29 protein-coding genes are annotated in these 25719 nt (G+C 66.4%); 4 read left to right on the top strand and 25 right to left on the bottom strand.

Going from position 1 to position 25719, the window contains the following annotated elements; all coding sequences use genetic code 11:
- Nucleotides 1–26 precede the first annotated feature (26 nt).
- The 11 genes from recX to rlmE form a co-directional block, all read right to left on the bottom strand.
- Nucleotides 27–518 (bottom strand): recombination regulator RecX, encoded by a 492-nt coding sequence (recX, locus tag ACIPR8_RS05280; protein WP_132862740.1) that lies wholly within the window; start codon nucleotides 516–518, stop codon nucleotides 27–29.
- A gap of 113 nt (nucleotides 519–631) precedes the next feature.
- Entirely contained in the window at nucleotides 632–1669 is a 1038-nt protein-coding gene (gene recA, locus ACIPR8_RS05275; RefSeq protein ID WP_132862739.1) for a recombinase RecA, read from the bottom strand.
- Nucleotides 1670–1856: 187 nt separating this feature from the next.
- The gene (lexA, locus tag ACIPR8_RS05270; RefSeq protein ID WP_132862738.1) at nucleotides 1857–2501 is read right to left on the bottom strand and encodes a transcriptional repressor LexA; all 645 of its coding nucleotides are present in this window, start codon (nucleotides 2499–2501) and stop codon (nucleotides 1857–1859) included.
- A 111-nt stretch (nucleotides 2502–2612) separates the two neighbouring features.
- Nucleotides 2613–3104, bottom strand: coding sequence for a CinA family protein (locus tag ACIPR8_RS05265; RefSeq protein ID WP_192288085.1), 492 nt, complete (start codon nucleotides 3102–3104; stop codon nucleotides 2613–2615).
- A 105-nt stretch (nucleotides 3105–3209) separates the two neighbouring features.
- A complete protein-coding gene (hflX, locus tag ACIPR8_RS05260; RefSeq protein WP_192288084.1) occupies nucleotides 3210–4520 on the bottom strand; it encodes a ribosome rescue GTPase HflX in 1311 nt (436 codons plus the stop codon).
- A gap of 14 nt (nucleotides 4521–4534) precedes the next feature.
- On the bottom strand, nucleotides 4535–4813 hold the full coding sequence (gene hfq / locus ACIPR8_RS05255) for an RNA chaperone Hfq (protein ID WP_132862736.1): 279 nt from the start codon (nucleotides 4811–4813) through the stop codon (nucleotides 4535–4537).
- Between the two features lie 91 nt (nucleotides 4814–4904).
- A complete protein-coding gene (gene miaA / locus ACIPR8_RS05250; protein WP_446540345.1) occupies nucleotides 4905–5858 on the bottom strand; it encodes a tRNA (adenosine(37)-N6)-dimethylallyltransferase MiaA in 954 nt (317 codons plus the stop codon).
- Nucleotides 5858–6754 (bottom strand): dihydropteroate synthase, encoded by an 897-nt coding sequence (folP, locus tag ACIPR8_RS05245; protein WP_446540344.1) that lies wholly within the window; start codon nucleotides 6752–6754, stop codon nucleotides 5858–5860. Before folP ends, miaA begins: the two co-directional genes overlap by 1 nt.
- Nucleotides 6754–6939, bottom strand: a complete 186-nt coding sequence (locus tag ACIPR8_RS05240) for a hypothetical protein (RefSeq protein ID WP_323439445.1) — start codon at nucleotides 6937–6939, stop codon at nucleotides 6754–6756. Before ACIPR8_RS05240 ends, folP begins: the two co-directional genes overlap by 1 nt.
- A gap of 110 nt (nucleotides 6940–7049) precedes the next feature.
- Complete coding sequence (ftsH, locus tag ACIPR8_RS05235) at nucleotides 7050–8978, bottom strand: ATP-dependent zinc metalloprotease FtsH (protein WP_132862732.1); 1929 nt, start codon at nucleotides 8976–8978, stop codon at nucleotides 7050–7052.
- A 53-nt stretch (nucleotides 8979–9031) separates the two neighbouring features.
- Nucleotides 9032–9664, bottom strand: a complete 633-nt coding sequence (gene rlmE / locus ACIPR8_RS05230; protein ID WP_192288081.1) for a 23S rRNA (uridine(2552)-2'-O)-methyltransferase RlmE — start codon at nucleotides 9662–9664, stop codon at nucleotides 9032–9034.
- A 64-nt stretch (nucleotides 9665–9728) separates the two neighbouring features.
- Between rlmE and yhbY the strand changes: the two genes are divergently transcribed.
- Nucleotides 9729–10034 carry a ribosome assembly RNA-binding protein YhbY gene (gene yhbY / locus ACIPR8_RS05225; protein WP_132862730.1) on the top strand — a complete coding sequence of 102 codons (306 nt, stop codon included), beginning with the start codon at nucleotides 9729–9731 and terminating at the stop codon, nucleotides 10032–10034.
- An 18-nt stretch (nucleotides 10035–10052) separates the two neighbouring features.
- The gene (locus ACIPR8_RS05220; protein ID WP_446540343.1) at nucleotides 10053–10433 is read left to right on the top strand and encodes an Mth938-like domain-containing protein; all 381 of its coding nucleotides are present in this window, start codon (nucleotides 10053–10055) and stop codon (nucleotides 10431–10433) included.
- Nucleotides 10434–10562: 129 nt separating this feature from the next.
- On the opposite strand, the gene ACIPR8_RS05215 is transcribed toward ACIPR8_RS05220, so the two are convergent.
- The 4 genes from ACIPR8_RS05215 to surE are packed head-to-tail and all read right to left on the bottom strand — an operon-like array spanning nucleotide 10563 to nucleotide 13429.
- Complete coding sequence (locus ACIPR8_RS05215) at nucleotides 10563–11345, bottom strand: peptidoglycan DD-metalloendopeptidase family protein (RefSeq protein WP_446540342.1); 783 nt, start codon at nucleotides 11343–11345, stop codon at nucleotides 10563–10565.
- Nucleotides 11342–11956 carry a YqaA family protein gene (locus ACIPR8_RS05210; RefSeq protein WP_192288079.1) on the bottom strand — a complete coding sequence of 205 codons (615 nt, stop codon included), beginning with the start codon at nucleotides 11954–11956 and terminating at the stop codon, nucleotides 11342–11344. Before ACIPR8_RS05210 ends, ACIPR8_RS05215 begins: the two co-directional genes overlap by 4 nt.
- Nucleotides 11957–11975: 19 nt before the next feature.
- Nucleotides 11976–12653: a protein-L-isoaspartate(D-aspartate) O-methyltransferase gene (locus ACIPR8_RS05205; protein ID WP_132862726.1), complete on the bottom strand. Its 678-nt coding sequence runs from the start codon at nucleotides 12651–12653 to the stop codon at nucleotides 11976–11978.
- The gene (gene surE / locus ACIPR8_RS05200) at nucleotides 12650–13429 is read right to left on the bottom strand and encodes a 5'/3'-nucleotidase SurE (protein ID WP_132862725.1); all 780 of its coding nucleotides are present in this window, start codon (nucleotides 13427–13429) and stop codon (nucleotides 12650–12652) included. The genes ACIPR8_RS05205 and surE overlap by 4 nt, the downstream gene beginning before the upstream one ends.
- A gap of 170 nt (nucleotides 13430–13599) precedes the next feature.
- On the opposite strand from surE, the gene ACIPR8_RS05195 reads away from it, so the two are divergent.
- On the top strand, nucleotides 13600–14139 hold the full coding sequence (locus tag ACIPR8_RS05195) for a Smr/MutS family protein (RefSeq protein ID WP_446540341.1): 540 nt from the start codon (nucleotides 13600–13602) through the stop codon (nucleotides 14137–14139).
- Nucleotides 14140–14208: 69 nt separating this feature from the next.
- On the opposite strand, the gene truD is transcribed toward ACIPR8_RS05195, so the two are convergent.
- The 8 genes from truD to ACIPR8_RS05155 form a co-directional block, all read right to left on the bottom strand.
- Complete coding sequence (gene truD, locus ACIPR8_RS05190) at nucleotides 14209–15243, bottom strand: tRNA pseudouridine(13) synthase TruD (RefSeq protein ID WP_446540340.1); 1035 nt, start codon at nucleotides 15241–15243, stop codon at nucleotides 14209–14211.
- Nucleotides 15240–15740: a 2-C-methyl-D-erythritol 2,4-cyclodiphosphate synthase gene (gene ispF, locus ACIPR8_RS05185; RefSeq protein WP_192288077.1), complete on the bottom strand. Its 501-nt coding sequence runs from the start codon at nucleotides 15738–15740 to the stop codon at nucleotides 15240–15242. The genes truD and ispF overlap by 4 nt, the downstream gene beginning before the upstream one ends.
- 51 nt (nucleotides 15741–15791) lie before the next feature.
- Nucleotides 15792–16490, bottom strand: a complete 699-nt coding sequence (gene ispD, locus ACIPR8_RS05180) for a 2-C-methyl-D-erythritol 4-phosphate cytidylyltransferase (protein WP_446540339.1) — start codon at nucleotides 16488–16490, stop codon at nucleotides 15792–15794.
- Nucleotides 16487–16849, bottom strand: coding sequence for a cell division protein FtsB (gene ftsB / locus ACIPR8_RS05175; RefSeq protein ID WP_313251336.1), 363 nt, complete (start codon nucleotides 16847–16849; stop codon nucleotides 16487–16489). The genes ispD and ftsB overlap by 4 nt, the downstream gene beginning before the upstream one ends.
- A gap of 5 nt (nucleotides 16850–16854) precedes the next feature.
- Entirely contained in the window at nucleotides 16855–18147 is a 1293-nt protein-coding gene (gene eno, locus ACIPR8_RS05170; RefSeq protein ID WP_446540338.1) for a phosphopyruvate hydratase, read from the bottom strand.
- Between the two features lie 177 nt (nucleotides 18148–18324).
- Entirely contained in the window at nucleotides 18325–19158 is an 834-nt protein-coding gene (kdsA, locus tag ACIPR8_RS05165) for a 3-deoxy-8-phosphooctulonate synthase (RefSeq protein WP_132862718.1), read from the bottom strand.
- Between the two features lie 146 nt (nucleotides 19159–19304).
- The gene (locus ACIPR8_RS05160) at nucleotides 19305–20969 is read right to left on the bottom strand and encodes a CTP synthase (RefSeq protein WP_132862717.1); all 1665 of its coding nucleotides are present in this window, start codon (nucleotides 20967–20969) and stop codon (nucleotides 19305–19307) included.
- Between the two features lie 129 nt (nucleotides 20970–21098).
- Nucleotides 21099–21350 carry a hypothetical protein gene (locus ACIPR8_RS05155; protein WP_132862716.1) on the bottom strand — a complete coding sequence of 84 codons (252 nt, stop codon included), beginning with the start codon at nucleotides 21348–21350 and terminating at the stop codon, nucleotides 21099–21101.
- A gap of 158 nt (nucleotides 21351–21508) precedes the next feature.
- On the opposite strand from ACIPR8_RS05155, the gene parE reads away from it, so the two are divergent.
- Nucleotides 21509–23398 carry a DNA topoisomerase IV subunit B gene (parE, locus tag ACIPR8_RS05150; protein WP_446540337.1) on the top strand — a complete coding sequence of 630 codons (1890 nt, stop codon included), beginning with the start codon at nucleotides 21509–21511 and terminating at the stop codon, nucleotides 23396–23398.
- Between the two features lie 370 nt (nucleotides 23399–23768).
- Here parE and ACIPR8_RS05145 read toward each other — a convergent pair whose 3' ends face one another.
- Nucleotides 23769–24890 carry an inorganic phosphate transporter gene (locus tag ACIPR8_RS05145; protein ID WP_132862714.1) on the bottom strand — a complete coding sequence of 374 codons (1122 nt, stop codon included), beginning with the start codon at nucleotides 24888–24890 and terminating at the stop codon, nucleotides 23769–23771.
- 13 nt (nucleotides 24891–24903) lie between these two features.
- Complete coding sequence (locus ACIPR8_RS05140) at nucleotides 24904–25530, bottom strand: DUF47 domain-containing protein (protein ID WP_132862713.1); 627 nt, start codon at nucleotides 25528–25530, stop codon at nucleotides 24904–24906.
- Between the last annotated feature and the right edge of the window lie 189 nt (nucleotides 25531–25719).

Below are 25719 nucleotides of genomic sequence, written 5' to 3'. Positions count from 1 at the left end.
CTGAAAGGGTATCAGGCCCAGCCCTCTCAGTCCTCTGGATCGTATCGGGTGGCGCTGCGGATACAGCTGCCGTCAAACCCGCGCCGGGCCAACAGGTCGGCGGCCTTGCGCCGTTGTGGCAGTTCCTGCGGGCCGTCCTCGCCAAAACGGCGGCATACCAGCTCACGGGCGTTCTCCGCCCAATCGCCCTCGAACGTAGCCATCGCGGCCTCGATCTGCTCCCCGCTCAACCCATGGGTGCCCAGTTCGGCCCGGATATGCAACGGCCCATAGCCGGTATTGGCCCGGTTGCGGACCAGCGCTTCGGCGAAGCGGGTATCGTCCTGCCAGCCCTCCTCGGCCAGCCGGTTCACAGCGGCGTCCACCGCTTCGGCCTCGATGCCCCGGGCCTTCAGCTTGCGGCCAAGCTCCTTGCGCGAATGCTCGCGGCGCACCAGCAGGCCCAGCGCCCGCTGCAAGGGGGTCTGCTCACGACGGCGCTTGCCCTTGCCGGCCGCTGGCTCCTCAAATTCGCTCATTGCGTCCATCACCCTCCAGGATGGCGCCATCCCTGGCACAACGGCTCCTGGATAAAATGCCGCGGGAGCGGGACGACGTCACTGACGATGCGCCGCCCGCCCCCACGGGAAACTCATTCCTCGTCCTGCTCGTCGTCGCCTTCTTCACGCGCAGCTTCGGACGGCTGGAACTTCTCGCGCAGCTCGGCTTCCAGGCGCGCGGCGACCTGCGGGTTGTCGCGCAGGTAACCACGGGCGTTGTCCTTGCCCTGGCCGATGCGCTCGTCGCCGTAGCTGTACCAGGCACCCGCCTTCTCGACGAGCTTGGCGTCCACGCCCATGTCGATCAGCTCGCCTTCGCGCGAAATGCCCTCGCCATAGAGGATCTCGGTGATGACCTGCTTGAACGGCGGGGCCAGCTTGTTCTTGACCACCTTGATCTTGGTCTGGTTGCCGATGATCTCGTCACCCTTCTTGATCGCGCCGATGCGACGGATATCCAGGCGCACCGAGGCGTAGAACTTCAGCGCATTGCCGCCGGTGGTGGTTTCCGGGCTCTGGCCCGGCATCATCACGCCGATCTTCATGCGCAGCTGGTTGATGAAAATCACCAGCGTGTTGGAACGCTTGATGTTGCCGGTCAGCTTGCGCAGCGCCTGGCTCATCAGGCGGGCCTGCAGGCCCGGCAGCTGGTCGCCCATCTCGCCTTCGATTTCCGCCTTCGGGGTCAGTGCAGCCACCGAGTCGATCACCAGGATGTCCACCGAGCCCGAACGCACCAGCATGTCGGCGATTTCAAGTGCCTGTTCACCGGTATCGGGCTGGGACAGCAGCAGGTCATCCACGTTCACGCCCAGCTTGGCGGCGTAGATGGGGTCCAGCGCGTGCTCGGCGTCGATGAAGGCGGCGGTGCCCCCCAGCTTCTGGCACTCGGCGATGGCCTGCAGGGTCAGGGTGGTCTTGCCGGAGGACTCCGGGCCGTAGATCTCAACGACGCGGCCCTTCGGCAGGCCACCAATGCCCAGCGCGATATCCAGCATCAGCGAGCCGGTCGGGATGGCCTCGACGGGCTCGACCACACGGTCACCCATGCGCATCACCGAACCCTTGCCGAACTGCTTTTCGATCTGGCCCAGTGCAGCGGCGAGCGCGCGCTTCTTGTTCTCGTCCATCGGGTTCGTCCTCGTCGTTGATTTCGTAGATTTCGTCATGGGGTCCACTGTAGGGGTGTCGTATCGCAAAGGCTGAGATTGGCGGCGAGACGACAAAATTATTGGGTCGGCAAGGATACCGGCAGCAGCACAACCAGCCCTCTAACGTAAGAAAAACAGGTGGTTATGGCTGCGCAATCCGTCCCCATCAGCGGTTTGGCCGGAGCAGGCCGCAATACAGGCCTTCGATCGAGAAGTCCTGGTCGGGCAGCACTTCGATCGGCGCGTAGTCGGGATTGCGGGGCAGCAGGCGGATGCGGTCCTTGGCGATCTTGAGCAGCTTGACCGTGATCTCCTCATCGATCCGCGCCACCACGATCTGGCCCGAGCGCGCGTCACGGGTGCGGTGCACGCCGATCAGGTCGCCATCGAAGATGCCCTCGTCGATCATCGAATCGCCCTGCACCTTGAGCAGGTAGTCCGGCGCCGGCGAGAAGAACACCTTGTCCAGCACCACGAAGTCATCCGAACCGATATCCGCGCCGATCGGCAGGCCCGCGGCCACGCGCCCCAGCACCGGCAAGCGCAGGATCTGGTCGTTGGCGGCAGGCAGGGCCGGCACGGCGGCGTCTGTCCCGGCCGAGGGGCGTACCACGCGGATACCACGCGCCCGACCCGGCACGCGCTCGATGGCGCCAGCCGCTTCCAGGGCATCCAGGTGATATTGGGCCGAGCGCACGCCCTTGAAGCCAAAGGCACGTGCGATCTCGGTCTGCGATGGAGGCACGCCCTCGGCTTCGATGCGCTCGGCGATCAGGTCGAGGATGGCCTGCTGGGTATCGGTCAGGTTCATGATTAGTAGTATTGCTACTAACAAAACCCGCCGTCAACAGGGCAGGAGTTCAGTTGGCTGAACCGCCACGACGTTCCGGCCGGCCAGGACTTCATCCCGGCCTGAATGCCCTCACAGGGTTTCCAGGCCGCGCAGCGCGGCGCCCACGGTCTGCCGTCGCACGGCTTCGCGGTCACCCTCGAAATGGAACAACTCAGCGCGGGTGTAGCCCCCGCGACGCTTCCAGCCGATCCACACGGTGCCAACCGGCTTGTCCTCGCTGCCGCCACCCGGCCCCGCGATGCCGGTCACCGCCACGGCTACGCTTGCACCCGAGCGCACCAGTGCGCCGGAAACCATCTCGATCACGGTTTCGCGACTGACCGCGCCATGGCTTTCCAGCGTCTGCGGGCTGACGCCCAACAGTGCCTGCTTGGCCTCGTAGCTGTAGACGACCATGCCGCTGTCGAACCAGTCCGACGAGCCCGCAACGCCGGTCATGGCCTTGGCGATCCAGCCGCCGGTGCAGCTCTCGGCGGTGACCACGTGATCACGCGCCGCGCGCAGGCGCTCACCCAGCTGGGTGGCCAACTGGTCCAGGTCGAAGTCGGTGGGAATGCTCATGGGAACGTCCGTGGGGGATGACAGCGTTGTAACGCAAATCACCGCCGGATGCGCCCCTTTGCCGAGCCCTGGATGGAAGAAGGGCCGCTTGGCGGCCCTTCGATGTCACCACTCCGGTTCCGGCTCCGGCAGCAATGCGCGGATCACCGCACCGTCGGCGCCGGCCGCCAGTTTCTCCGCCTCCGCAATGGGCAGGTCTACTTCGATCAACCAGCCCTCCTCGTCGGCCTGCTCGCTGCGGATCACCTCCAGCTGATGCAGGCGCGAACGCAGGCGGCCCGCACTGGGCGGCAGCCGGATCGTGCCGGTCACGTGCTGCAGGCCGAGTCGACGGCCCAGCACGGATTGCAACAGTTCCAGCCCGCGTCCGTCGCGCGCCGAAATCCAGACGCGCTCGCGGCGTGACTCATCCGGCACGCCGTCCTGCGCGTCATGACGCACCTCGGCACCTTCGATCCGGTCGATCTTGTTGAACACCAGCAGCTGCGGCAGCTCGCCGGCACCCACCGCCTGCAGCACCTCGTCGACCTGCGCGATGCGCTCCTCGCGCAGCGGATCGGCCGCATCGACCAGGTGCAGCAGGAAGTCCGCTTCGCGCGCCTCGGACAGGGTCGAACGGAAGGCCGCGACCAGTTCGTGCGGCAGGTCGCGGACGAAGCCCACGGTGTCGGCCAGCATCGCCTTGCCGCCGGGCAGCGCGATGCGCCGCACGGTCGGGTCGAGCGTGGCGAACAACTGGTCCGCCGCATACGCACCCGCACCGGTCAGTGCATTGAACAGCGTGGACTTGCCGGCGTTGGTGTAGCCCACCAGCGCCACGCGCGGCATTTCGCTGCGCACGCGCGCGCGACGCATCTGGGTGCGCTGCACTTCGACCTTTTCCAGGCGCTTCTGCAGTTGCTCCACCCGCTTCTGCAGCAGTCGGCGGTCGGTTTCCAGCTGGGTTTCGCCCGGGCCACGCAGGCCGATGGAACCGCCACGCTGGCGCTCCAGGTGGGTCCAACCGCGGACCAGCCGGGTGGCCAGGTGGCGCAACTGCGCCAGCTCGACCTGCAGCTTGCCTTCATGGCTGTGCGCACGCTGGGCGAAGATGTCCAGGATCAGGCCAGTACGATCAATCACGCGCCGTTCCAGGAAGCGCTCCAGATTGCGCTCCTGCACGGGGGTGAGCTGATGGTTCACCAGCACCAGGTCGGCGCCGGTGGCGTCGGCCGCAGCCTTCACCTCGTCCAGTTTGCCGCTGCCGATCAGCGTGGAGGGGTTGGGCCGATCCATGCGCGCGGTGATGGTCGCCGCGATGCTGGCACCGGCGGAGCGGGCCAGATCGGTGAACTCCTCCAGCACATCCTCTTCCAGCCGCCCTGCATGCGGCTGGATCAGCAACGCATGTTCGCCCCGTTTCGAGCGGTCAAACATGCGCCGCCACCTGCTTATTCGTTGTCGTCATCGCCTGCCTGGGAACTGCTGTCGGCGGACTGCACGTAACCACCGCCCGGGCCAACCTTGACGTTGCGCGCCGGCACCACGGTGGAGATGGCGTGCTTGTAGACCATCTGGCTGACGGTATTGCGCAGCAGCACCACGAACTGATCGAACGATTCGATCGTGCCCTGCAACTTGATGCCATTGACCAGGTACACCGAAACCGGCACGCGCTCGCGGCGCAATGCGTTCAGAAACGGATCCTGCAAAGACTGCCCCTTGGACATCGTCTACTCCTCGTTATTGTTCTTATGGGCCGGATGGCCGGCACTCCCCTGCCGATCCGGAACCCCGATGGTAACACCGGCCGGGGGCCTCTCAGTTTCCCAAAAACAGCGAAACCGCGTTCCGCAGGCGGTCCATTTCGTGCTGCGGGTCAAACCAGCGGGCATCCAGTTCGCCACGCAACCAGGTCAACTGACGCTTGGCCAGTTGGCGGGTGGCGAAGACCCCCTTGTCACGGAACTCGGCCACGCTGCCCTGCCCGTCCAGGAACTGCCAGGCCTGGCGATAGCCGACCGCGCGGATGGCCGGCAGGTCCAGCGGCGAGGGCACCTGCGCCATCTGTGGCAGGGCCCGCAGCCCACGCACCTCGTCAAGGAAACCGTGCTGGAGCATCAGGTCGAAGCGCTGCTCGATGCGTTGGTGCAGCACCGAGCGGTCCGCCGGTGACAGCACCAGCTTGAGCACCCGCGCCGGCAGGCGGGCGATGCCGGGCTGGGCCTGCCAGTAGCTGATCGGCTTGCCGGTCAGGCGATAGACCTCCAGGGCCCGCTGGATGCGCTGTGGGTCGGTGGCATGGATGCGTCTCGCGGCCACCGGGTCGATCCCCGCCAGCTGCGCGTGCAAGGCTGCCCACCCCGTTTCCCCGGCCTCGGCGGCGATCTGCGCGCGCATGGCCGGATCCGCCTCGGGCATCGGCGACAACCCCTGCAGCAACGCCCGGAAGTACAACCCCGTTCCACCGGCGAGGATCGGCAGCTTGCCACGCGCGACGATGTCACGCACCGCGGCCGCGGCATCGGCGGCGAACTCCGCCGCCGAGTACGTCTGCCACGGGTCGCGCAGGTCCAGCAGGTGATGGGGAATGCCCGCCTGCTCTGCAGCATCCGGCTTGGCTGCGCCGATCTCCAGGCCACGGTAGACCAGCGCCGAGTCGACGCTGACGATCTCGCCGCCATGCGCCTTGGCCAGGGCGATCGCCGCCGCGGTCTTGCCGGAGGCGGTCGGGCCCATCAGGGCGATGGCCAAGGGCCGCTGGTCGACGGCCATCACTCCTCGTCCGGCCAACGCGGCATCGCCGGCGTGTCGGCTCGCGGGGCCGGTACCGCATCGACTGCAGCCAGTACTTTCAATGCATCCACGGTCGCGGCGACGTCATGCACCCGCACGATCTTCGCACCGCGCTGGACCGCCAGCAGGTGCGCCGCCAGCGAACCGGCAACCCGCTCGGCCGCCAGCGCACGCCCGGTCACATCGCCGATGCAGCGCTTGCGCGAGAAGCCTGCCAGCACCGGCACGCCGAGCGTCAGCAGGCGTTCCTGGGCCGCCAGCAGCGCGAAATTCTGCGCGCTGTCCTTGTTGAAGCCATAGCCCGGATCGACCACCAGCCGGTTACGGGCAATCCCGGCCATCTCCGCGGCGAACACACGTTCGGCAAGGAAGCGCTGGACGTCGCCGGCAATGTCGTCATAGGCCTGCGCCTGTCCTGCCGCGTACGGCCCACCCACCGCATGCATCAGCACCACCGCTGCGCCGGCGCCGGCCACTACATCCATCGCCCCGGGCTGCTGCAGCGCCTGCACGTCATTGACCATCCCGGCACCGACCGCCAGCGCCGCCCGCATCACCTCCGGCTTGAAGGTATCCACGCTCAGCGGCACCCCGGTACGTTCGTGCAGCGCGGCGATCACCGGGGCAACGCGATCGATTTCCTCCTGCACCGATACCGGCGTGGCGCCCGGGCGGGTCGACTCTCCCCCGATATCGAGCAGGTCCGCACCCTGCTCCACCAGCGCCAGCGCGTGTGCAACCGCGGTGTCCACGCTGAAATGCTGGCCGCCATCGGAAAACGAATCCGGGGTGACGTTGACGATGCCCATCACCTGCGGGCGGTCCAACCGCAGCTTGCGGCCGGCGCAATCGAGCATGGGGGCGATATCGAACATCAGCGCTTGTTCCTCGAACGGATCCTGTTGCCGACCAGGCTCAACACCACGCCCAGCACCACGCCAACGAAGATGCCGGTCAGGTAGTTGCCGGTCTTCACCCCGAAGGCAACGCCGGCCACGGTCGCGATGACCATTTCCGGCATGTTGAGCGGTGGTGGTTGCTGCGGCTTGGGGGTGTTCATGTCGGTACCGGGATAACAGGAGTCGCGCCTATTCTCGCCCAGCGCGGGGTGGCCGCAAACGGAAACGGGCCGGAAGACCGGCCCGTTTCGTCACGCTCATCACTGGACGGTCAGTGCTGGCCGGCCGGATCGGTGATCGGCGTCACCGGGCGCTGGTCGTCGCCGCCCTTGCCATCACCGGTGCGGTCGTTGTTGCCACCCTTGGCCACCCAACCGGCCGGCGGCGACGGTTCGCGGCCTTCCATCAGCGCCTTCACCTGCTCGGCGTCGATGGTTTCCCATTCCAGCAGCGCCGCGGTCATGGCCTCGACCACGTCGCGCTTTTCTTCCAGGATCTTGTAGGCAACGGCGTACTGCTCGTCGAGGATGCGACGGATCTCCGCGTCCACCTTCTGCTGGGTAGCCTCGGAAATGGTCTTGTTGTGCATGCCATAGCCGCCTTCGTCATCGGCGTAGACCATGGTGCCCAGCACATCGGACATGCCGTACTTGGTGACCATGCCGCGGGCCAGCTTGGTCGCACGCTCGAAGTCGTTGGACGCGCCGGTGGACATCTGGCCGACGAAGATCTCCTCGGCGATGCGGCCACCAAACAGGATCGCCAGCTCTTCCAGCATGCGGTCCTTGTACTTGCTGATGTGGTCGTGCTCCGGCAGCTGCCAGGTCACGCCCAATGCCCAGCCGCGCGGCATGATCGTCACCTTGTGGACCGGGTCGGCCTTGGGCAGCGACATCGCCACCACGGCGTGGCCGGACTCGTGATAAGCGGTGTTGCGACGCTCATCCTCGCGCATGACCATGCTGCGACGCTCCGGCCCCATGTAGATCTTGTCCTTGGCGTCCTCGAAGTCCTTCATGTCGACTTCCTGCTTGTTGCGACGAGCCGCAAACAGGGCGCCTTCATTGATCAGATTGGCCAGGTCCGCACCGGAGAAGCCCGGGGTACCCCGTGCCAGCACTTCCGGACGCACGTCATCGGCGGCGGGCACCTTGCGCAGGTGCACGCGCAGGATCTGCTCGCGGCCCTTGATGTCGGGCAGGCCAACCATGACCTGGCGGTCGAAGCGGCCCGGGCGCAGCAGCGCCTTGTCCAGCACGTCCGGACGGTTGGTGGCGGCGATCACGATCACGCCCTCACCACCCTCGAAGCCATCCATTTCGACCAGCATCTGGTTCAGGGTCTGCTCGCGCTCATCGTGGCCACCGCCCATGCCGGAGCCGCGATGGCGGCCGACGGCATCGATTTCGTCGATGAAGATGATGCACGGCGCATGCTTCTTGGCCTGCTCGAACATGTCACGCACGCGGCTGGCACCAACGCCGACGAACATCTCGACGAAGTCCGAACCGGAGATCGCGAAGAACGGCACCTTGGCCTCGCCGGCGATGGCCTTGGCCAGCAGCGTCTTGCCGGTACCCGGCGGGCCTACCATCAGCACGCCGCGCGGGATCTTGCCGCCCAGCTTGGTGAACTTGGTCGGGTCACGCAGGAACTCGACCAGCTCGCCCACTTCCTCCTTGGCCTCGTCGCAACCGGCGACGTCGGCGAAGGTGACCTTGATCTGGTCCTCGCCCTGCAGCTTGGCGCGCGACTTGCCGAAGGACATCGCGCCCTTGGCACCACCGCCACCGCCCTGCATCTGGCGCATCATGAAGATCCAGAAGCCGATAAGCAGCAATACCGGCAGGAACTGCAGCACCAGGCCCCAGAAGCCCGGGCCGGTGGCCGGTTCCTGGCGTGCCACTTCGACGTTCTTGGAATACAGCTGGTCCAGCAGCTTCGGGTCGGCCGGCGCGAACAGCTGGCCCTCCGAGCCGTCGGAGCGCTTGAAACGCAGGTGGTTGGTGGTGAGCGTGGTCTTGTCGGTGTACTCGACCGACTTGATCCGGCCCGAGTCCACTTCCTGCAGGAACTGCGTGTAATTGCGCGCATCGCCTGCAGCAACGGCTCCGCCACGCGGGGCAAAGCTCTGGAACACCACCATCAGCACGACGGCGACAACCACCCAAAGCAGGAGGTTCTTGGTCAGGTCGTTCATCCTCATCGGCTCCGATGTCCCTCTAATTTCTTAACGCGGTCGTATGGTTGAGCTTACTTGATCTGCTTGCGCTTGCCCTGGCCCAGGGCATACACCTCGGGCGAACGCTTGCGCGAGGCCTCCGGCTTGCGGATGGACACCTTGTCATAACGCCGGCGCATCTCGCGCACGTAGTCATCAAAGCCAACGCCCTGGAATAGCTTGATCAGGAACGCCCCACCCGGCTTGAGGTGGTTGTCGGCGAAATCCATCGCCAACTCGGCCAGGTGCATCATCCGCGGCTGGTCGACCGCATCCATGCCACTCTTATTGGGGGCCATATCCGACAGCACAAGGTCTACCGGCTGATTCCCCAGCATGGCTTCAAACTGGGATAGGACGGTTTCTTCCCTGAAGTCACCGTGAAGGAACTCAACCCCGGCCAGCGGCGGCATCTCCAGGATGTCCAGGGCCAGGACCCGGCCGGTGTCGCCCATCTGTCTCCGCACCTGCTGAGACCAACCACCCGGGGCGGCACCGAGGTCAACCACCACCATGTTCGGCTTGAGCAGGCGGTCGCGCTCCAGCAGCTCTTCCAGCTTGTAGGCCGCACGCGAGCGCATCCCCTCCTTTTGTGCCTTTTTCACAAAGGGATCGGAAAAGTGTTCTTTCAGCCAGCGCTGGCTGCTCTTGCTATGGGAAGGCATCGAGAATGGGGCTTACAGGGGTGGTCATGATACCCTGAACCCCCTTGATAACCCGTATTCCTGCATGTCCATTGTCCTGACCCCGGCCCAAAACCGATTCCTGCGCGGCGTGGCGCACGATCTGAAAGCACTACTGCAGATCGGCGGCAAGGGGGTTACTCCCGCCTTCCTGGCGGAGCTGGACGAAGTGCTGGAACGCCACGAGCTGATCAAGGTCAAGGTGGGCGCCGAGGACCGCGAAGCCCGTGAAGCCATCGTCGCCGAACTGGTCCAGGCCAGCGGCAGCGCGCTGGTGCAGCGCATCGGCTTCGTCGCCGTGCTGTACCGCCCGGCCAAGGAAAAGCGCCAGATCGTGCTGCCCCGCGGCTGACCGCCGAGGATTCCCCACATGTTGCTCAGCCGTGAACTGCCGGATTACACCTACTCCCTGCGATCGGCCGATGGCCACCAGGCCCGGGTAAACGACCAGACCCTGCAGCACAGCTTCGTGCTGGCCCCCAACCAGCTGATCGAGAACTGGCCGGTCAGCTCCGCCAGAACACTGACGCCCGAGCACCTGGATGCCGCGCTGGCGCAGGACCCGGAGCTGGTGATCCTGGCCACCGGCGAGAAGCAGGTGTTCCCGGCCCCGGCGGTGATGGCGGCCTGCCTGACCCGCGGCATCGGCATCGAGGTGATGAACAATGCCTCCGCCGCCCGCACCTTCAATGTGCTGGCCGGCGAGAACCGCAAGGTCGTGGTCGCGTTCATCCTGGAACCCGCCGCCTGAGCGTTCGCCCATCCCCCGCGCTCGCCCAACGCAAAAAGCCCGATGCATCGCATCGGGCTTTTTGTTTGATCGCGTAAATACCCAGCAGCCGGGAGCGTTCTGCACTTCATCCCGGCCGACGGCGATGCATCAGCGGCTGGGCAGGTACTGCAGCGGGTCGACCGGCTTGCCGTTGTAGCGGATCTCGAAGTGCAGCATGTCGCGCGAGGTGCCGGTGCGGCCCATCTCTGCGATCTGGTCGCCGGCCTTCACGCTCTGCCCTTCGTTGACCAGGCGCTTGCGGTTGTGCCCATAAGCCGACAGCCACTGGTCGTTGTGCTTGATGATGATCAGCTCGCCGTAACCGACCAGCCCGGCGCCGGAGTACACCACCACGCCCGGACCGGCCGCACGCACGGCCTGCCCGCTGGAACCGGCGATATCAACGCCCTGCTTGGTGGTCTCGCCGGCCACGAAACGCCCGACCAGCGCGCCGTCGGCCGGCCAACGCCAGCTGATGCCGCTGTTGACCGGCGCGGTGACCGGCGCCGTCGGGGTCGGCGGGCGCGTCGTGGTCGTGGCCGAACCGCTGCCGGACGGCCGCGTGGCGGCGGTGCCGCTGCCCTGCGGATACAGCTTCAGGGTCTGCCCGGGGTAGATCGTGTTGGGATTGGACAGGCCGTTCCACGCAGCCAGGTCACTCGGGGTGATGTTGTTGATGCGGGCCAGGCCGAACAACGTATCGCCGCGGCGTACCGTCACCGTCTGTCCCGGCCGCGGCACCGAGGTACGCGGCGTGGTCGACGCGGCGCCCGCGGACGAGCCACCTGCCGGCTTCTTGACCACCGTGGCCGTACCGCAGGCCGCCAGCGCGATGACCATCGCCGCTGCCGCCGCACCGCGGATCCCCTTGCCCAACTTCTTTGCATTCATGCGAATTTCGCTCTCCAGACCAGCCAGCCCACCAGGCCCACCACCAGCGCGGTGGCAATCCAGCCCAATGGTTCGATCCAACGACGCAGCGCCTCGACCGCGCGCGCGCCACCGAAGCGGATTACCGCCGCCAACAGGTACACGCGCTTGCCGCGCCCGACCAGCATGCTCAACACGTACTGCGGCAGCGGCACGCCCACGATACCCGAGGCCCATGTGAAGACCTTCATCGGAATGGGCATGAAACCACCCAGCACCAGGAAAGTGAACACCGCCCACGGCGATTCGATCATCTTTTCCTGCAGCGTGGCGATGCCCGACTCGATCGCCGGCAGCATGCCCATCCACTCGAAGACCGGCTTGAGCACCTCGAAGGCGTAATGGCCCAGCGCGTAACCGACCAGGGCGCCGGCCATCGAGCCGATCAGGCTCAGCGTGGCGAACCACCAGCCCTTGCGCGGCTGCGCCACGCACATCGGCATCAGCATCACCTCCGGCATCACCGGGAAGATGATCGCCTCGACGAAGCTGAGCACCGTCAGGTAGGTCGGCGCGCGCTCGTGGTTGGCCCAGCGCATCGCACGGTCGTACAACGGCCCGAAGATCTTCATTGCAGTCCTTGTTCCCGGTTCAATCCAACATGCCCGACAGCAGGGGCACGAAGCTCACCGGCGCCAGTTCTTCCTGGGCGATGGTGCCATCGGCCTGCCGGGTCAACTGCAACAACACCTGTCCGCCCGCACCGCCCACCGGCGCGACCAACCGGCCACCCACGGCCAACTGGTCGATCAGCGCGTCCACCAGCGCCGGCGCGGCGGCGGTCACCACGATCGCGTCATACGGACCATGCTCGGGCCACCCGATACGGCCGTCATCATGCTTGCTGCGCACGTTCATGCCCAGCTGGCGGAAGCGCTTGCGGGCCTGCCGCAGCAGGTCGCCAATACGCTCCACGGTGAACACCTCCAGCCCCAGCGCGGCCAGGATGGCGGCCTGGTAACCCGAACCGGTGCCGACCTCCAGCACGGTCCTGGGCTCCACCGCCAGCACCGCCTCGGTCATGCGCGCCACGACCCAGGGCTGGGAGATGGTCTGGCCATGGCCGATCGGCAGTGCGGTGTCCTCATAGGCGCGTGAGGCCAATGCTTCATCGATGAACAGATGACGGGGCACGACGCGCACCGCGTTGAGGGCCGCTTCGTTGACGATGCCGGCTTCGCGCAGGCGGTCGACCAGGCGGTCGCGCACGCGCTGGGAGGTCATGCCGATCCCGACCGCCTCCGGCTGCAGGCGCAGGCGCGGGGTCATTCCGCCTTCCCCAGCGATTCGGTGAGCCCGCCCACCCAGCCGGCGACCTTCTCCAGTGCCTCGTAGCGGGTCAGGTCCACCTGGATCGGGGTGATCGAGATATGCCCGGTGCGCACGGCGTGGAAATCGGTGCCAGGCCCGGCATCCTGCTCGCTGCCCGCCGGGCCGATCCAGTACACGGTGTTGCCGCGCGGGTCGGTCGCCGGTACGCAGGCCTCGGCACGATGGCGGTTGCCCAACCGGGTGACCTCAAAGCCACGGATATCCTCCCAGGCCAGGTCCGGCACGTTGACGTTGAGGATGGTGTCGGCCGGCAATGGATCAGCGATCAACCGCGCCACGATCTCCACCGCCGCACGTGCCGCGCTGCGGAAGTGCTTGGCCTCGTGCTTGTGGGTGACCAGCGAGACGGCCACCGACGGCAGGCCGAGGAAGCGCCCCTCCATCGCCGCGGACACGGTCCCGGAATAGATCACGTCGTCGCCGAGGTTGGCGGCATTGTTGATGCCCGACACGACGATGTCCGGCTCGTATTCGAGCATGCCGGTCAGCGCAAGGTGGACGCAGTCGGTCGGCGTGCCGGCCACCGCGCAGGTGTAATGGTCGATGCGACGCAGCCGCACCGGCTGGTCGAGGGTGAGCGAGTTGGAGGCGCCGGAACGGTCACGGTCCGGGGCCACCACGGTGACTTCATGCCCTGCATTGCGGAGCTCCTCGGCGAGCATCTTGATGCCGGGGGCGTCCACACCGTCGTCATTGCTTACAAGTACGCGCATTAAAGACCTGGATCACTGGATCAACACGCGGCGCCCCCTGCGCGCCGCAACCGCCGGACCGTCCTGCGCCTGGCGCCAGGCCGGCCGACCTGAAGGGCCATGATACCGGAATGCGCCGGGCCACTTACCCTGCCATTTGCCGGATACTTGCCGCAGGTTACGCTGTGCGCATGTCGTACCCCGAAGAAGAAGATGACAGCGCCCTGTTCCGCTCGGCCATCGGCGAAGTGACGCCGATGCGGCCAGTGGAGACACCGGCCACCGGCAAGCCGCGCCCGAAACCGCGCGCACGCATGGCTGAACAGGATGAATCGGAGGCGTTGGGCGAGTTCGCCCGGCTGCTGCGCTCCAGCGCGCCACTGGAAGCCGGCGACACCGCCAGCTACCGGCGTGACAACCTGCCGGCGCGGATGTTCCAGCGGCTCAAGCGTGGCCAGTACTCGGTGCAGGACGAACTGGACCTGCACGGTGCCACTGCCGCCCAGGCCGAAGGGTTGTTGCGTCAGTTCCTGGGCGAAGCGCGCGACCATGAACACGGCTGCGTGCGCATCATCCACGGCAAGGGCCTGCAGGCCGATGGCGGCGCGCCGGTGCTGAAGAACCTGGTGGACCGCCTGCTGCGTCAGCGCAACGACGTGCTGGCCTTCCATTCCGCCCCGGCGGCACAGGGCGGCACCGGGGCGGTGTTGGTGTTGTTGGCCCATCGCTGACAGGTACCGGCAATCCGAGCGACGGGGCTTTCATCGGCTTCGCGGCCGAGGCCGCTCCCACCGGCGGGACTATTCCGCGCGGCTGGCGTCGTTGGTCTGGCCCAGTTCGTGCAGCACCGCCGTGGCGTAGCACCCCGGCGGCAGCGCGAACGACAGTTCGAGCACGTCCGCGGCCAGCCACTGGTGCTGCATCAATGCCGGACGCAAGCGCAGGGCACGACGTTCCTGCTTCAAGCCGGCTTCTTCAAGCCCGACCCGCAATGCCAGCGCCTGGTCGTCGGACAGCGCCTGTTCTTCCAGGGCACGCGCGGCATCGGTGGAACGCAGCTCGCCGACGCCCCACAGCGGCGCGCTGGGATGGATATCGAAACGCGCCAGGCGCTCGGCCAATACATCACTCATCGGTTCCGGGCCGAACACCGAGCGGCTGCCGTCCAGCATCCATACCTCACCGTCCAACGGCGTGTCCCAGTTACCCTGCTCCACGCGCGCGGCCAGCACGCGGTTGAACAAGGCCGAGCGCGCGGCCGACAGCAGCATCGAACGCTGGTCCTTGCGCACGCGACGTCCGGCAAACATCTGCAGCGCGGCCGGCACGTTGCCGCCATCGCGACCAAAGCGCTGTTCACCAAACCAGTTGGGCAGGCCACGTGCGGCGATCAGTCGCAGGCGCTCATCGATGGCCGCCGCATCACCCTGCAGGTCACGCAGCACCAGCTTGAACCGGTTGCCCGCCAACGCACCGCGCTGCAGCTTGCGGTTGTGCCAGGTCGAGGCCAACACCTGCACGTCGTCGGACGCCAATGCCGCCAGATCGGGGGCGACCCGCTTGGGCAGGTGCACGCTGAAGCGCTGCGTGGTCACCGCGTGGCGATCCTTCTGCCCGGCATAGCTGACCGCCATTTCCGGCAGGCCGGCCCACTGCGCCAGTTGCTTGGCGACGGCAACGGTGTTGGCGCCGCGCTTGCGGATGTCGAGCAGCAGGTGTTCCCCCTCGCCGGTGGCTTCGAACGCCGGCAGCTCGTCCACCTGGAAATCCTCCGGCGTGCTGCGGATCGAGGCCGTCAACAGCGGCGCACCGAACGCCAGCGGCAGCGCGGTCACAGCGCCACCAACAGCACCGTCGCCTGCGCGGCGATGCCTTCCTCACGACCAGTGAAGCCCAGCTTCTCGCTGGTGGTGGCCTTGATGCTGACCCGGTCCAGCGTGATGCCCAGCAGCTGCGCCACCGTCTCGCGCATGGCCAGCGCATGCGGCCCGACCTTGGGCCGTTCGCAGATCACGGTGATGTCGGCGTTGCCGACCTGCCAGCCACGTTCGGCCAGCAGCGCATTGCAGTGGCTGACGAAGCGGCTGCTGTCCGCGCCCTTCCAACGGTCATCCGACGGCGGGAAGTGCACGCCGATATCGCCCAGCGCCAGCGCGCCCAGCATGGCATCGCACAGCGCGTGCAGGATCACGTCGCCATCGCTGTGGGCGAGCACGCCGCAACGGTGCGGCACGCGCACGCCGCCCAGCATGATGTGGTCGCCTTCGCCGAAGGCATGGACGTCGTAGCCCTGTCCAATGCGGATGGGCGGAAACGGAGTGGAAGCATTCATGGCAATACCGTACGTCAGAACTGTGCCGGCGCAGCGCGCCGAGCGGGGATATCAGCTGCCGCGGCGCGACAGCTCGAACTCGAAGCGGGCCAGATCGGCCGGCGTGGTGACCTTGAAGTTGCCCTCGGCCCCTTCCACCAGCAACGGACGCACACCCTGCCGTTCCATCGCCATCGCCTCATCGGTGACGTCGATGCCGGCAGTGGCCGCGTCGATCAACGCCCGGCTCAACTGGTGGCGTCGGAACAACTGCGGGGTCAGCGCGCGCCACAGGCGTTCGCGCGGCTCGGTACGGTCGATGCCGCCATCGTCGCCGGCCCGCTTGAGGGTGTCGCGCACCGGTGCGGCGAGGATGGCACCCACCGGATCGGCACGACCGACTTCCAGCAGGCGGGTCAGATCCACCGCGTCCAGGTTGGGACGCGCGGCGTCGTGCACCAGCACGAAGTCATCGGCGCGCACGCCGTCCGGCAAGGCCTGCAGCCCCGCCAGCACCGACGCGGCGCGGGTATCGCCGCCGACGCAGGTGAGCACCGGTTTGTCGGCAAAGGAGGTCCAGCCCGGCCAATCGGCATCGTTCTCGGCAATGGCCACCATCACCCCGGCCACCCCGGGATGGGACAGCAGGGCATGCAGCGTATGCGCCAACAACGGTTCACCATCGGCCAGCAGGTACTGCTTGGGCACCGGGCCGCCGAAGCGGGTGCCACGGCCGGCCGCCGGAACCACCGCCCAGACCTGGGTCATCATGGCACCGGCTCCGTTCCATGCTCGACCGCGGCCGCCGCCGGCGGCGGCGCAGCCGGTGCGACCGGCGCGGCCACGGGGGCGTCCTCCACCACGCGGTAGAACTTCTCGCCGGGCTTGATCATGCCCAGCTCGCTACGCGCGCGCTCTTCGATGGCCGCCTCGCCTTCCTTCAGGTCCTTGACCTCGGCAGCAAGCGCATCGTTGCGCTGCTGCAGGCCGTCGTTGTCCCGCTTCTGGTTGGCGACCTGGGCTTCGAGCATCATTACTTCACCCGAATTGCCCGGGCCGAACCAGAAGCGGTACTGCAGCAAACCCAGCAGTACCGCGAGCACCAGCAGCAGCCAGCGCCAGTTGCGCATCAGCGTCAGCGCTTCAGCGACACGAACGCGTCACGGCCGGCGTAACGCGCGCCGGCACCGAGGGCTTCCTCGATGCGCAGCAGCTGGTTGTACTTGGCCACGCGATCGCTGCGGCACAGCGAGCCGGTCTTGATCTGGGTGGCGGTGGTGGCCACGGCGATGTCGGCGATGGTGGTGTCTTCGGTTTCGCCCGAGCGATGCGAGACGATGGCGGCGTAATGCGCCTTGTCGGCCATCGCGATGGCTTCCAGGGTCTCGGTCAGGGTGCCGATCTGGTTGACCTTGATCAGGATGGCGTTGGCGGTGCCCGACTCGATGCCTTCGGCGAAGATCTTCGGGTTGGTCACGAACAGGTCGTCACCGACCAGCTGCACCTTGTTGCCGATGCGCTGGGTCAGCAGCTTCCAGCCTGCCCAGTCGTTCTCGGCCAGGCCGTCCTCGATGGTGATGATCGGGTACTGGCTGGTCCAGTCGGCCAGGAAGTCGACGAACTGCTCGGAGGTCAGGCGCTTGTTCTCGCCGACCAGGTTGTACTTGCCGTTCTCGTAGAACTCGCTGGACGCCACGTCCAGGCCCAGCAGGATGTCTTCGCCGGCGGTGTAGCCGGCCTTGCCGATGGCTTCCAGAATGGTGTCCAGTGCCTCGACGTTGCTGCGGAAGTCCGGTGCGAAACCGCCTTCATCGCCGACTGCCGTGCTCAGGCCATGGCCCTTCAGCACCGACTTCAGCGCATGGAAGATTTCGGTGCCGGCGCGCAGCGACTCGCTGAACGAGCTGAAGCCGACCGGCAGCACCATGAACTCCTGGAAGTCCACGTTGTTGTCGGCATGCGCACCGCCGTTGATGATGTTCATCATCGGCACCGGCAGCGACGGCGTGACGCCGGTCTTGCCGGCCAGGTACTGCCACAGCGCCTGCTTCTTCGAGGCGGCGGCGGCATGCGCGGCGGCCATCGAAACACCCAGCAGCGCGTTGGCACCCAGGCGACCCTTGTTCTCGGTACCGTCCAGATCGATCAGGCGACGGTCCAGGCCCTGCTGGTCGTCGGCATCGAAGCCGGCCAGCGCCGTGGCGATGGTGCCGTTGATGTTGGCCACCGCGTTGCGCACGCCCTTGCCCAGGTAACGGGTCTTGTCACCATCGCGCAGTTCCACGGCTTCCTTGGTGCCGGTGGAGGCACCCGAGGGCACGGCAGCACGGCCGAAGGAGCCGTCGGCCAGGGTGACTTCGGCTTCCAGCGTGGGGTTGCCACGGCTGTCGAGGATTTCACGGGCGTGGATCTTGGCGATAGTGGTCATGATCTGGGGGATAGGCTCGTTGGTTGAGTCTGAATTCGACGGGTTTCGTAAAACTGCGGGGCAGTTTAAACGATGGGAAGGCCGGCGCGAGGCGTTGCTTTCGGGTGAAAGCGGCCCGCTGCCGGGCCCTGAAACGCCGATGGCCCGTGAAACACGGGCCATCGGTTCAAGCAGCTATCAGACGGTGGATTCGAGGAAACCGTTCTTCTTGGTGATCGAATCCAGCGCCAGCAGGGTTTCCAGCAGCGCCTCCATCTTGTCCAGCGGCCAGGCGTTGGGGCCGTCGGACAGGGCCTTGGACGGATCAGGATGAGTCTCGGCGAACAAGCCGGCCACGCCAACGGCCACCGCCGCACGCGCCAGCACCGGCACGAACTCGCGCTGGCCGCCGGAGCTGCTGCCCTGCCCGCCCGGCAACTGCACCGAGTGGGTGGCGTCGAACACCACCGGGCACTGCGTGTCGCGCATCACCGCCAGCGAGCGCATGTCGCTGACCAGGTTGTTGTAGCCGAAGCTGGCGCCGCGCTCGCAGACCATGATGTCGTTGTTGCCGGTGGACTTGGCCTTCTCCACGACCGGCTTCATGTCCCACGGCGACAGGAACTGGCCCTTCTTGATGTTGACCGGGCGGCCGGCCGAGCAGACCTTCCTGATGAAATCGGTCTGGCGCACCAGGAACGCCGGGGTCTGCAGCACGTCCACCACCGAGGCCACTTCGTCCATCGGGGTGTATTCGTGCACGTCGGTCAGCACCGGCACGCCGATCTGCTTCTTCACTTCGGCCAGCACCTTCAGGCCTTCTTCCAGGCCCGGGCCACGGAAGCTGGTGCCGGAGGTACGGTTGGCCTTGTCGAAGCTGGACTTGAAGATGAAGTTCATCCCCAGCTTCTGGGTGATTTCCTTGAGCTTGCCGGCGGTATCCAGCTGCAGCTGCATCGACTCGATCACGCAGGGTCCTGCGATCAGGAACAGCGGCTGGTCCAGACCTACTTCAAATCCACAGAGCTTCATTCAATCACCTCGTGATGGTGGAACCTCGCCCCCGTCGGGAACGAAGCTGGAATAAGGGCAGGACGCAGTGAAATCAAGCCGACCACTGCCCCTGCCCTCATCCGCCCCTTGCGGGGCACCCTCTCCCGTCGGGAGAGGGACGAACCTCAGGCGCGTGCTTCCTTGAGCAGCGCACCGCCGGCCTTGCGCTCGCGCGCGGCGCGGATGAACCCGATGAACAGCGGATGCCCGCCGCGCGGCGTGGACAGGAACTCCGGGTGCGCCTGGCAGGCCAGGAACCACGGGTGCTGGTCACGCGGCAACTCGACCACTTCCACCAGCGTGTCGTCCATCGACTTGCCGGAGATCACCAGGCCGGCGTCTTCCAGCTGGGTGCGATAGCGGTTGTTGAACTCGTAGCGGTGGCGGTGACGCTCGGCGACCACGTCCTTGCCGTACAGCTCGTGGGCCAGCGTGCCCGGCTTCAGGCGCTGCTCCTGCAGGCCCAGGCGCATGGTACCGCCCAGGTCGGACTTCTCGTCGCGCTTCTCGACTTCGCCGCTGGCGGTGCGCCATTCGGTGATCAGGCCGATCACCGGGTTCGGCGACTGGCGGTCGTTCTCGGTGCTGTTGGCACCGTCCAGACCGGCCACGTGGCGTGCGTAATCCACCACTGCCGCCTGCATGCCGTAGCAGATGCCGAAGTACGGCACCTTGTGCTCGCGGGCGAACTGGGAGGTCAGCACCTTGCCTTCGAAGCCTCGGTCGCCGAAGCCACCGGGCACCAGGATGCCGTCCACGCCGTCCAGGCTGGCAAGGCCGGACTCGGCCAGCTCCTGCGCCTCGAGCCACTTCAGGTTGACCTTGGTGCGCTGGCGCAGGCCGCCGTGCTTGAGCGCCTCGCCGACCGACTTGTAGGCGTCCTGGTGGTCGACGTACTTGCCGACCACGGCGATGGTCACTTCATCCAGCGGATGCAGCGCGGCGTCGAGCACCGACTCCCATTCGGACAGGTCGGCCGGACCGGCCTTGTCGCCCAGCTTGAGCTGGTTGACCACGATGTCGTCCAGGCCCTGCGCATGCAGGCCCATCGGCACGCGGTACAGCACTTCCACGTCCGGCACGCTGATCACGGCGCGCTCGGAGACGTTGGTGAACAGCGAGATCTTGCGGCGCTCCGAGTCCGGGATGGCGTGCTCGGAACGGCACAGCAGCACGTCCGGCTGGATGCCGATCGAGCGCAGCTCCTTGACCGAGTGCTGGGTCGGCTTGGTCTTCAGTTCACCGGCAGCGCCGATGAACGGCACCAGCGTCAGGTGCATGAACAGCGCCTTCTCCGGGCCGCGCTCGGTGCGCACCTGGCGGATGGCCTCAAGGAACGGCAGCGACTCGATGTCGCCCACGGTGCCGCCGATCTCCACCAGCGCCACGTCGAAGCCTTCGGTGGCCTCGTCGATGCAGCGGCGGATCTCGTCGGTGATGTGCGGGATCACCTGCACGGTGGCACCGAGGTAATCCCCCCGGCGCTCCTTGCGGATCACGTTCTCGTAGATGCGCCCGGTGGTGATCGAGTTCTTGCGGCTCAACCGGGTGTGGACGAAGCGCTCGTAGTGGCCCAGGTCCAGGTCGGTCTCGGCACCGTCGTCGGTGACGTAGACCTCACCATGCTGGAAGGGGCTCATCGTGCCTGGATCGACGTTGATGTACGGATCCAGCTTCATCATCGTGACCTTCAGGCCACGTGCCTCGAGGATGGAGGCCAGAGACGCGGCTGCAATGCCCTTGCCAAGCGAGGACACCACACCGCCAGTAACAAAAATAAGGGGGGTCACGGCTCACTGCCTCCCGGAAAGCCCTAGTTTAAAGGTTGTCGCCCAAACACCCAAGCGCAGGATGCGGCGAGATCAAAAAAAAGACGCCCCGGCCTGCGCCGGGGCGTCTGTCATCCAGCGGGAAACGCGTCAGCGACGGCGACGGGCTTCCTCTTCCTCTTCTTCACGCGGCGCCGACTGGTCGCCCTGCGCCCTATCCTGGGCGGCAGCGGCGGCACGGCGCTTGGCCTTCTGCTCGGCCTCGCTCTGGGCCTTGTCTTCCGGCGCCTTCTGGGCGGTCTCGCCCGCCTTCGGCTTGCCGGCGTCCTGCGCCATCACGAAGGGAACCGCCACCACTACGGCAGCAACAGCAGCCAGAGCCAGCATTTTCGACGATTTCATCCGATTCCTCCTGGGAACACCCCGTCCGACGGGACCGGGCTCTTCTTGGACCGGGCATAGGATACCCCGATCCGGCTCGCCCGCCCCTGAATGCCCTGCGTGCAAAAATCGCCGGCAGACCGCAAACTCGCACGTCGCTTTGCGCCTGATCGAGATACATGAACGCCCGCTATAACGCCGCCGACATCGAAGTCCTCTCCGGCCTGGACCCGGTCAAACGCCGCCCCGGCATGTACACCGACACCGCGCGCCCGAACCATCTGGCGCAGGAAGTCATCGACAACTCGGTCGACGAAGCCCTGGCCGGCCACGCGAAGACGGTGGAAGTCACCCTGTTCAAGGACGGCAGCTGCGAGGTCAGCGATGACGGCCGCGGCATGCCGGTGGACATCCATCCGGAAGAGAAGATCCCGGGCGTGGAGCTGATCCTGACCCGCCTGCATGCCGGCGGCAAGTTCAGCAACCGCAACTACACCTTCTCCGGCGGCCTGCACGGCGTCGGCGTGTCGGTGGTCAATGCACTGTCCAACCTGGTGGAGGTCCACATCCGCCGCGAAGGCAGCGAGCACCGCATCACCTTCCGCGACGGCGACCGCGCCAGTCCGCTGGAAGTGGTCGGCAGCGTCGGCAAGAAGAACACCGGCACCCGCCTGCGCTTCTGGCCGGACCCGAAGTACTTCGACACCCCCAAGTTCAACGTGCGTGCGTTGCGCCACCTGCTGCGCGCCAAGGCCGTGCTGTGCCCGGGCCTGACCGTCAAGCTGACCGACGAAGCCACCGGCGAAGTCGACACCTGGTATTACGAGGATGGCCTGCGCGACTACCTGAAGGCCGAGCTGGGCGAGCGCGAGATGCTGCCGGCCGAGCTGTTCACCGGCAGCCTGAAGAAGGAAACCGAGGTGGTCGACTGGGCCGTGGCCTGGCTGCCGGAAGGCGAGCTGGTCCAGGAGAGCTACGTCAACCTGATCCCGACCGCCCAGCACGGCACCCACGCCAACGGCCTGCGCACCGGCCTGACCGAGGCGCTGCGCGAGTTCTGCGACTTCCGCAACCTGCTGCCGCGCGGCGTCAAGCTGGCCCCGGAAGACGTCTGGGACCGCGTGTCGTTCGTGCTGTCGCTGAAGATGACCGACCCGCAGTTCAGCGGCCAGACCAAGGAGCGACTGTCCTCGCGCCAGGCCGCCGGCTTCGTCGAGGGCGCCTCGCATGACGCCTTCAGCCTGCTGCTCAACCAGAACGTGGAGCTGGGCGAGAAGATCGCCCAGATCGCGATCGAGCGCGCCAGCGCGCGATTGAAGACCGAAAAGCTGGTCACCCGCAAGAAGGTCACCCAGGGCCCCGCCCTGCCCGGCAAGCTGGCCGACTGCATCAGCCAGGACCTGTCGCGCACCGAGTTGTTCCTGGTGGAAGGTGACTCGGCCGGCGGCAGCGCCAAGCAGGCCCGCGACAAGGACTTCCAGGCCATCCTGCCGCTGCGCGGCAAGATCCTGAACACCTGGGAAGTCGCCTCCGGCAGCGTGCTGGCTTCCGAGGAAGTGCACAACCTGGCCATCGCCATCGGCTGCGACCCAGGCAAGGACGACTTGTCCGGCCTGCGTTACGGCAAGGTGGTGATCCTGGCCGACGCCGATTCCGACGGCCTGCACATCGCGACCCTGCTGGCGGCGCTGTTCCTGAAGCACTTCCCGGCCCTGGTCGACGCCGGCCATGTGTTCGTGGCGATGCCGCCGCTGTTCCGCGTGGACGTGGGCAAGCAGGTGTTCTACGCGCTGGACGAGGAAGAAAAGCGCGCGATGCTGGACAAGATCGAGCGCGAGAAGATCAGGGGCCAGGTCAGCGTGACCCGCTTCAAGGGCCTGGGCGAGATGAACCCCTCGCAGCTGCGCGAATCCACCATCCACCCCGATACCCGCCGGCTGGTGCAGCTGACCGTGGACGACAGCGAAGCGACGCGTTCGTTGATGGACATGCTGCTGGCCAAGAAGCGCGCGGCCGACCGCAAGGGCTGGCTGGAGAGCAAGGGGGATCTGGCTTCACTGGAAGCCTGACGCGCGGCTACTCATTGCCCCCAGCCGTGGCGACGGTGCAAGCATTCCCGCAACGGATGTGACTGCTTGGCACGACTGGAGAGCAAGGGCGACCTGGCCTCGCTGGAAGCCTGATCGCCGGACTCGCCCAAGAGCGCCGGGATTGCATCCCGGCCTACGAAGCCCGCCACCATGGCGGGCTTCTTGTTGGCCGCTCCAGCCGCCTGCCGGCAGCGCGGCGCCTCGCTCCGCCACGAGCTTGCCAGACAAGCCTCATTCCTTCCCCTTGGCTTCGCCAAGGGGAGGCGCCGGGAACCGGAGCAAATGCCGGAAGCAGAAAGGCCCGCCATTCCTGGCGGGCCTTCGCACTTCTTCGTCGATCAGCGACTGATCAATTCCAGCCGATCAACGCGAACAGCTTGAGGATCAGATAGGCGCAGCCACCGGCGGCCGGGATGGTCAGGATCCAGGCCCAGATGATGCGCTCGATCACGCCGATGCGCAGCGACTTCGGGTTCTTGGCGAAGCCCACACCCATGATCGCGGTGGAGATGCTGTGCGTGGTCGAGACCGGCATGCCGAAGTGGGCAGCCAGGGTCAGGATCGTCGCCGAGCTGGTCTCCGCGGCGAAGCCGTGGATCGGGTGCAGCTTGACCATCTTGTGGCCCAGCGTCTTGATGATCTTCCAGCCACCGGAGGCGGTGCCGGCAGCCATCACCACCGCACAGGTCAGCACGATCCACATCGCGATGCCGTCACCGGCATGCGCGTCCGGGTGCATGAAGGCCAGCCAGGACGGCAGGTCGTTCAGCGCGCCGGTCGCTTCGGCACCGATCAGGGTCATGGCGATGATGCCCATGGTCTTCTGCGCATCGTTGTGGCCGTGGGCGAAGCCCATGTAGGCCGCCGAGACGATCTGCGCCTTGCCGAAGAAGGCATTGACCCAGCGCGGACGGGCCAGGCGGCCAAGCACGCCACCGGCGCGCGCCATGCCGGCGATGATCGCCCACAGCAGGCACATCACCACGATGCCGAGCAGGAAGCCCGCCACCGGCGAGGTGATCATCGGCACGAACACCTTCCACAACAGGCCCTTGTTCTGCGCCCAGTCGCCGACGTTCTTGGACCAGATCAACGCGTCCCAGTTGTTGTGCGCGGCCGCCAGGCCGGCACCGCACAGACCGCCGATCAGCGCGTGCGAGGACGAGGACGGCAGGCCTTTCCACCAGGTGATCAGGTTCCAGACGATGCCGCCGAGCAGCGCGCACAGGATCACCTGCGGGGTCACGTCGACCACGTCGGTATTGAGCAGGCCGTTGGCGATGGTCAGCGCCACCGCGGTGCCGGTCAGCGCACCGATCAGGTTCATGCCTGCAGCCAGCATCACCGCCCAGCCGGGCGAGAGCACCTTGGTCGCCACCACGGTGGCGATGGAGTTGGCGGTGTCGTGGAAGCCGTTGATGAACTCGAAGACGAGCGCTGCCAGGATCACCACCAGTACGAGGGTGAGCATCTACCCGCCCCCGTCAGCTGTTTTTCAGCACGATCTGGTAAACCACCACACCGGCCTCGCGGCAACGGTCGATGGCCTTTTCCAGGATCTCGAAGAATTCCTTCAGCAGGAACATCTGCAGGTTGTCCAGGCGACCGGAGTAGATGTCGCGGTACAACTCCAGCATCAGGCGGTCGGCTTCGTTCTCCAGCGCACGCAGCTTCTCGTTGAGCGCGGTCATGCGGTCCAGGTTCATGTGGCGCAGGTCGTTGACCATTTCCACCACCACCCCGGCCGCCTGCTCCAGCATCGCCGCGCGCGGCGCGAAGTCGATCTGGTCCAGGTGCTGCACGGCCAGCGAGTAGCGATCGGCGAACTTCTCGATCTGCTTGGGAATCTTGTACAGCGCCGAACCCAGCGCTTCGATGTCCTCGCGCTCGATCGGGGTCATGAAGCTGTCCACCAGCGCCTGGCTGATCTTGTCCGAGGCGGCGCGCTCGCGCAGACGGGCGAGCTTGAAGGCATCCAATGCCGGCTGACGATCGGCTTCGCGCATCATCCCGTGCAGCGCCTTGGCACTGTCATAGGCGGCCTGCGCGGCCTCGTCGAGGTAGGTGTAGAACTGCTTGCCGGAGCCAAAGATGGTCTGCAACGAAAACATGGGGAACCTATTCGCCGTCGCGGGAGGGACGGCACCGGGGGCGAATTATGACGACTAGATGGCAATCAGGGTATTCCTGCGTCCCACCTGAACGAGAAATGTGAACACGGCGTTGCCGCGAAAGGGGCCCGGTTTGCTACTATTCGCCAGCGCCTTCACGGCGCACCCTATGGACGACGACCCTTATCC

The sequence above is a fragment of the Stenotrophomonas sp. LARHCG68 genome (genome assembly GCF_052871705.1).
Note: the sequence above shows the minus strand (reverse complement) of the source record. Positions and strands in the feature narration are given on the sequence as shown.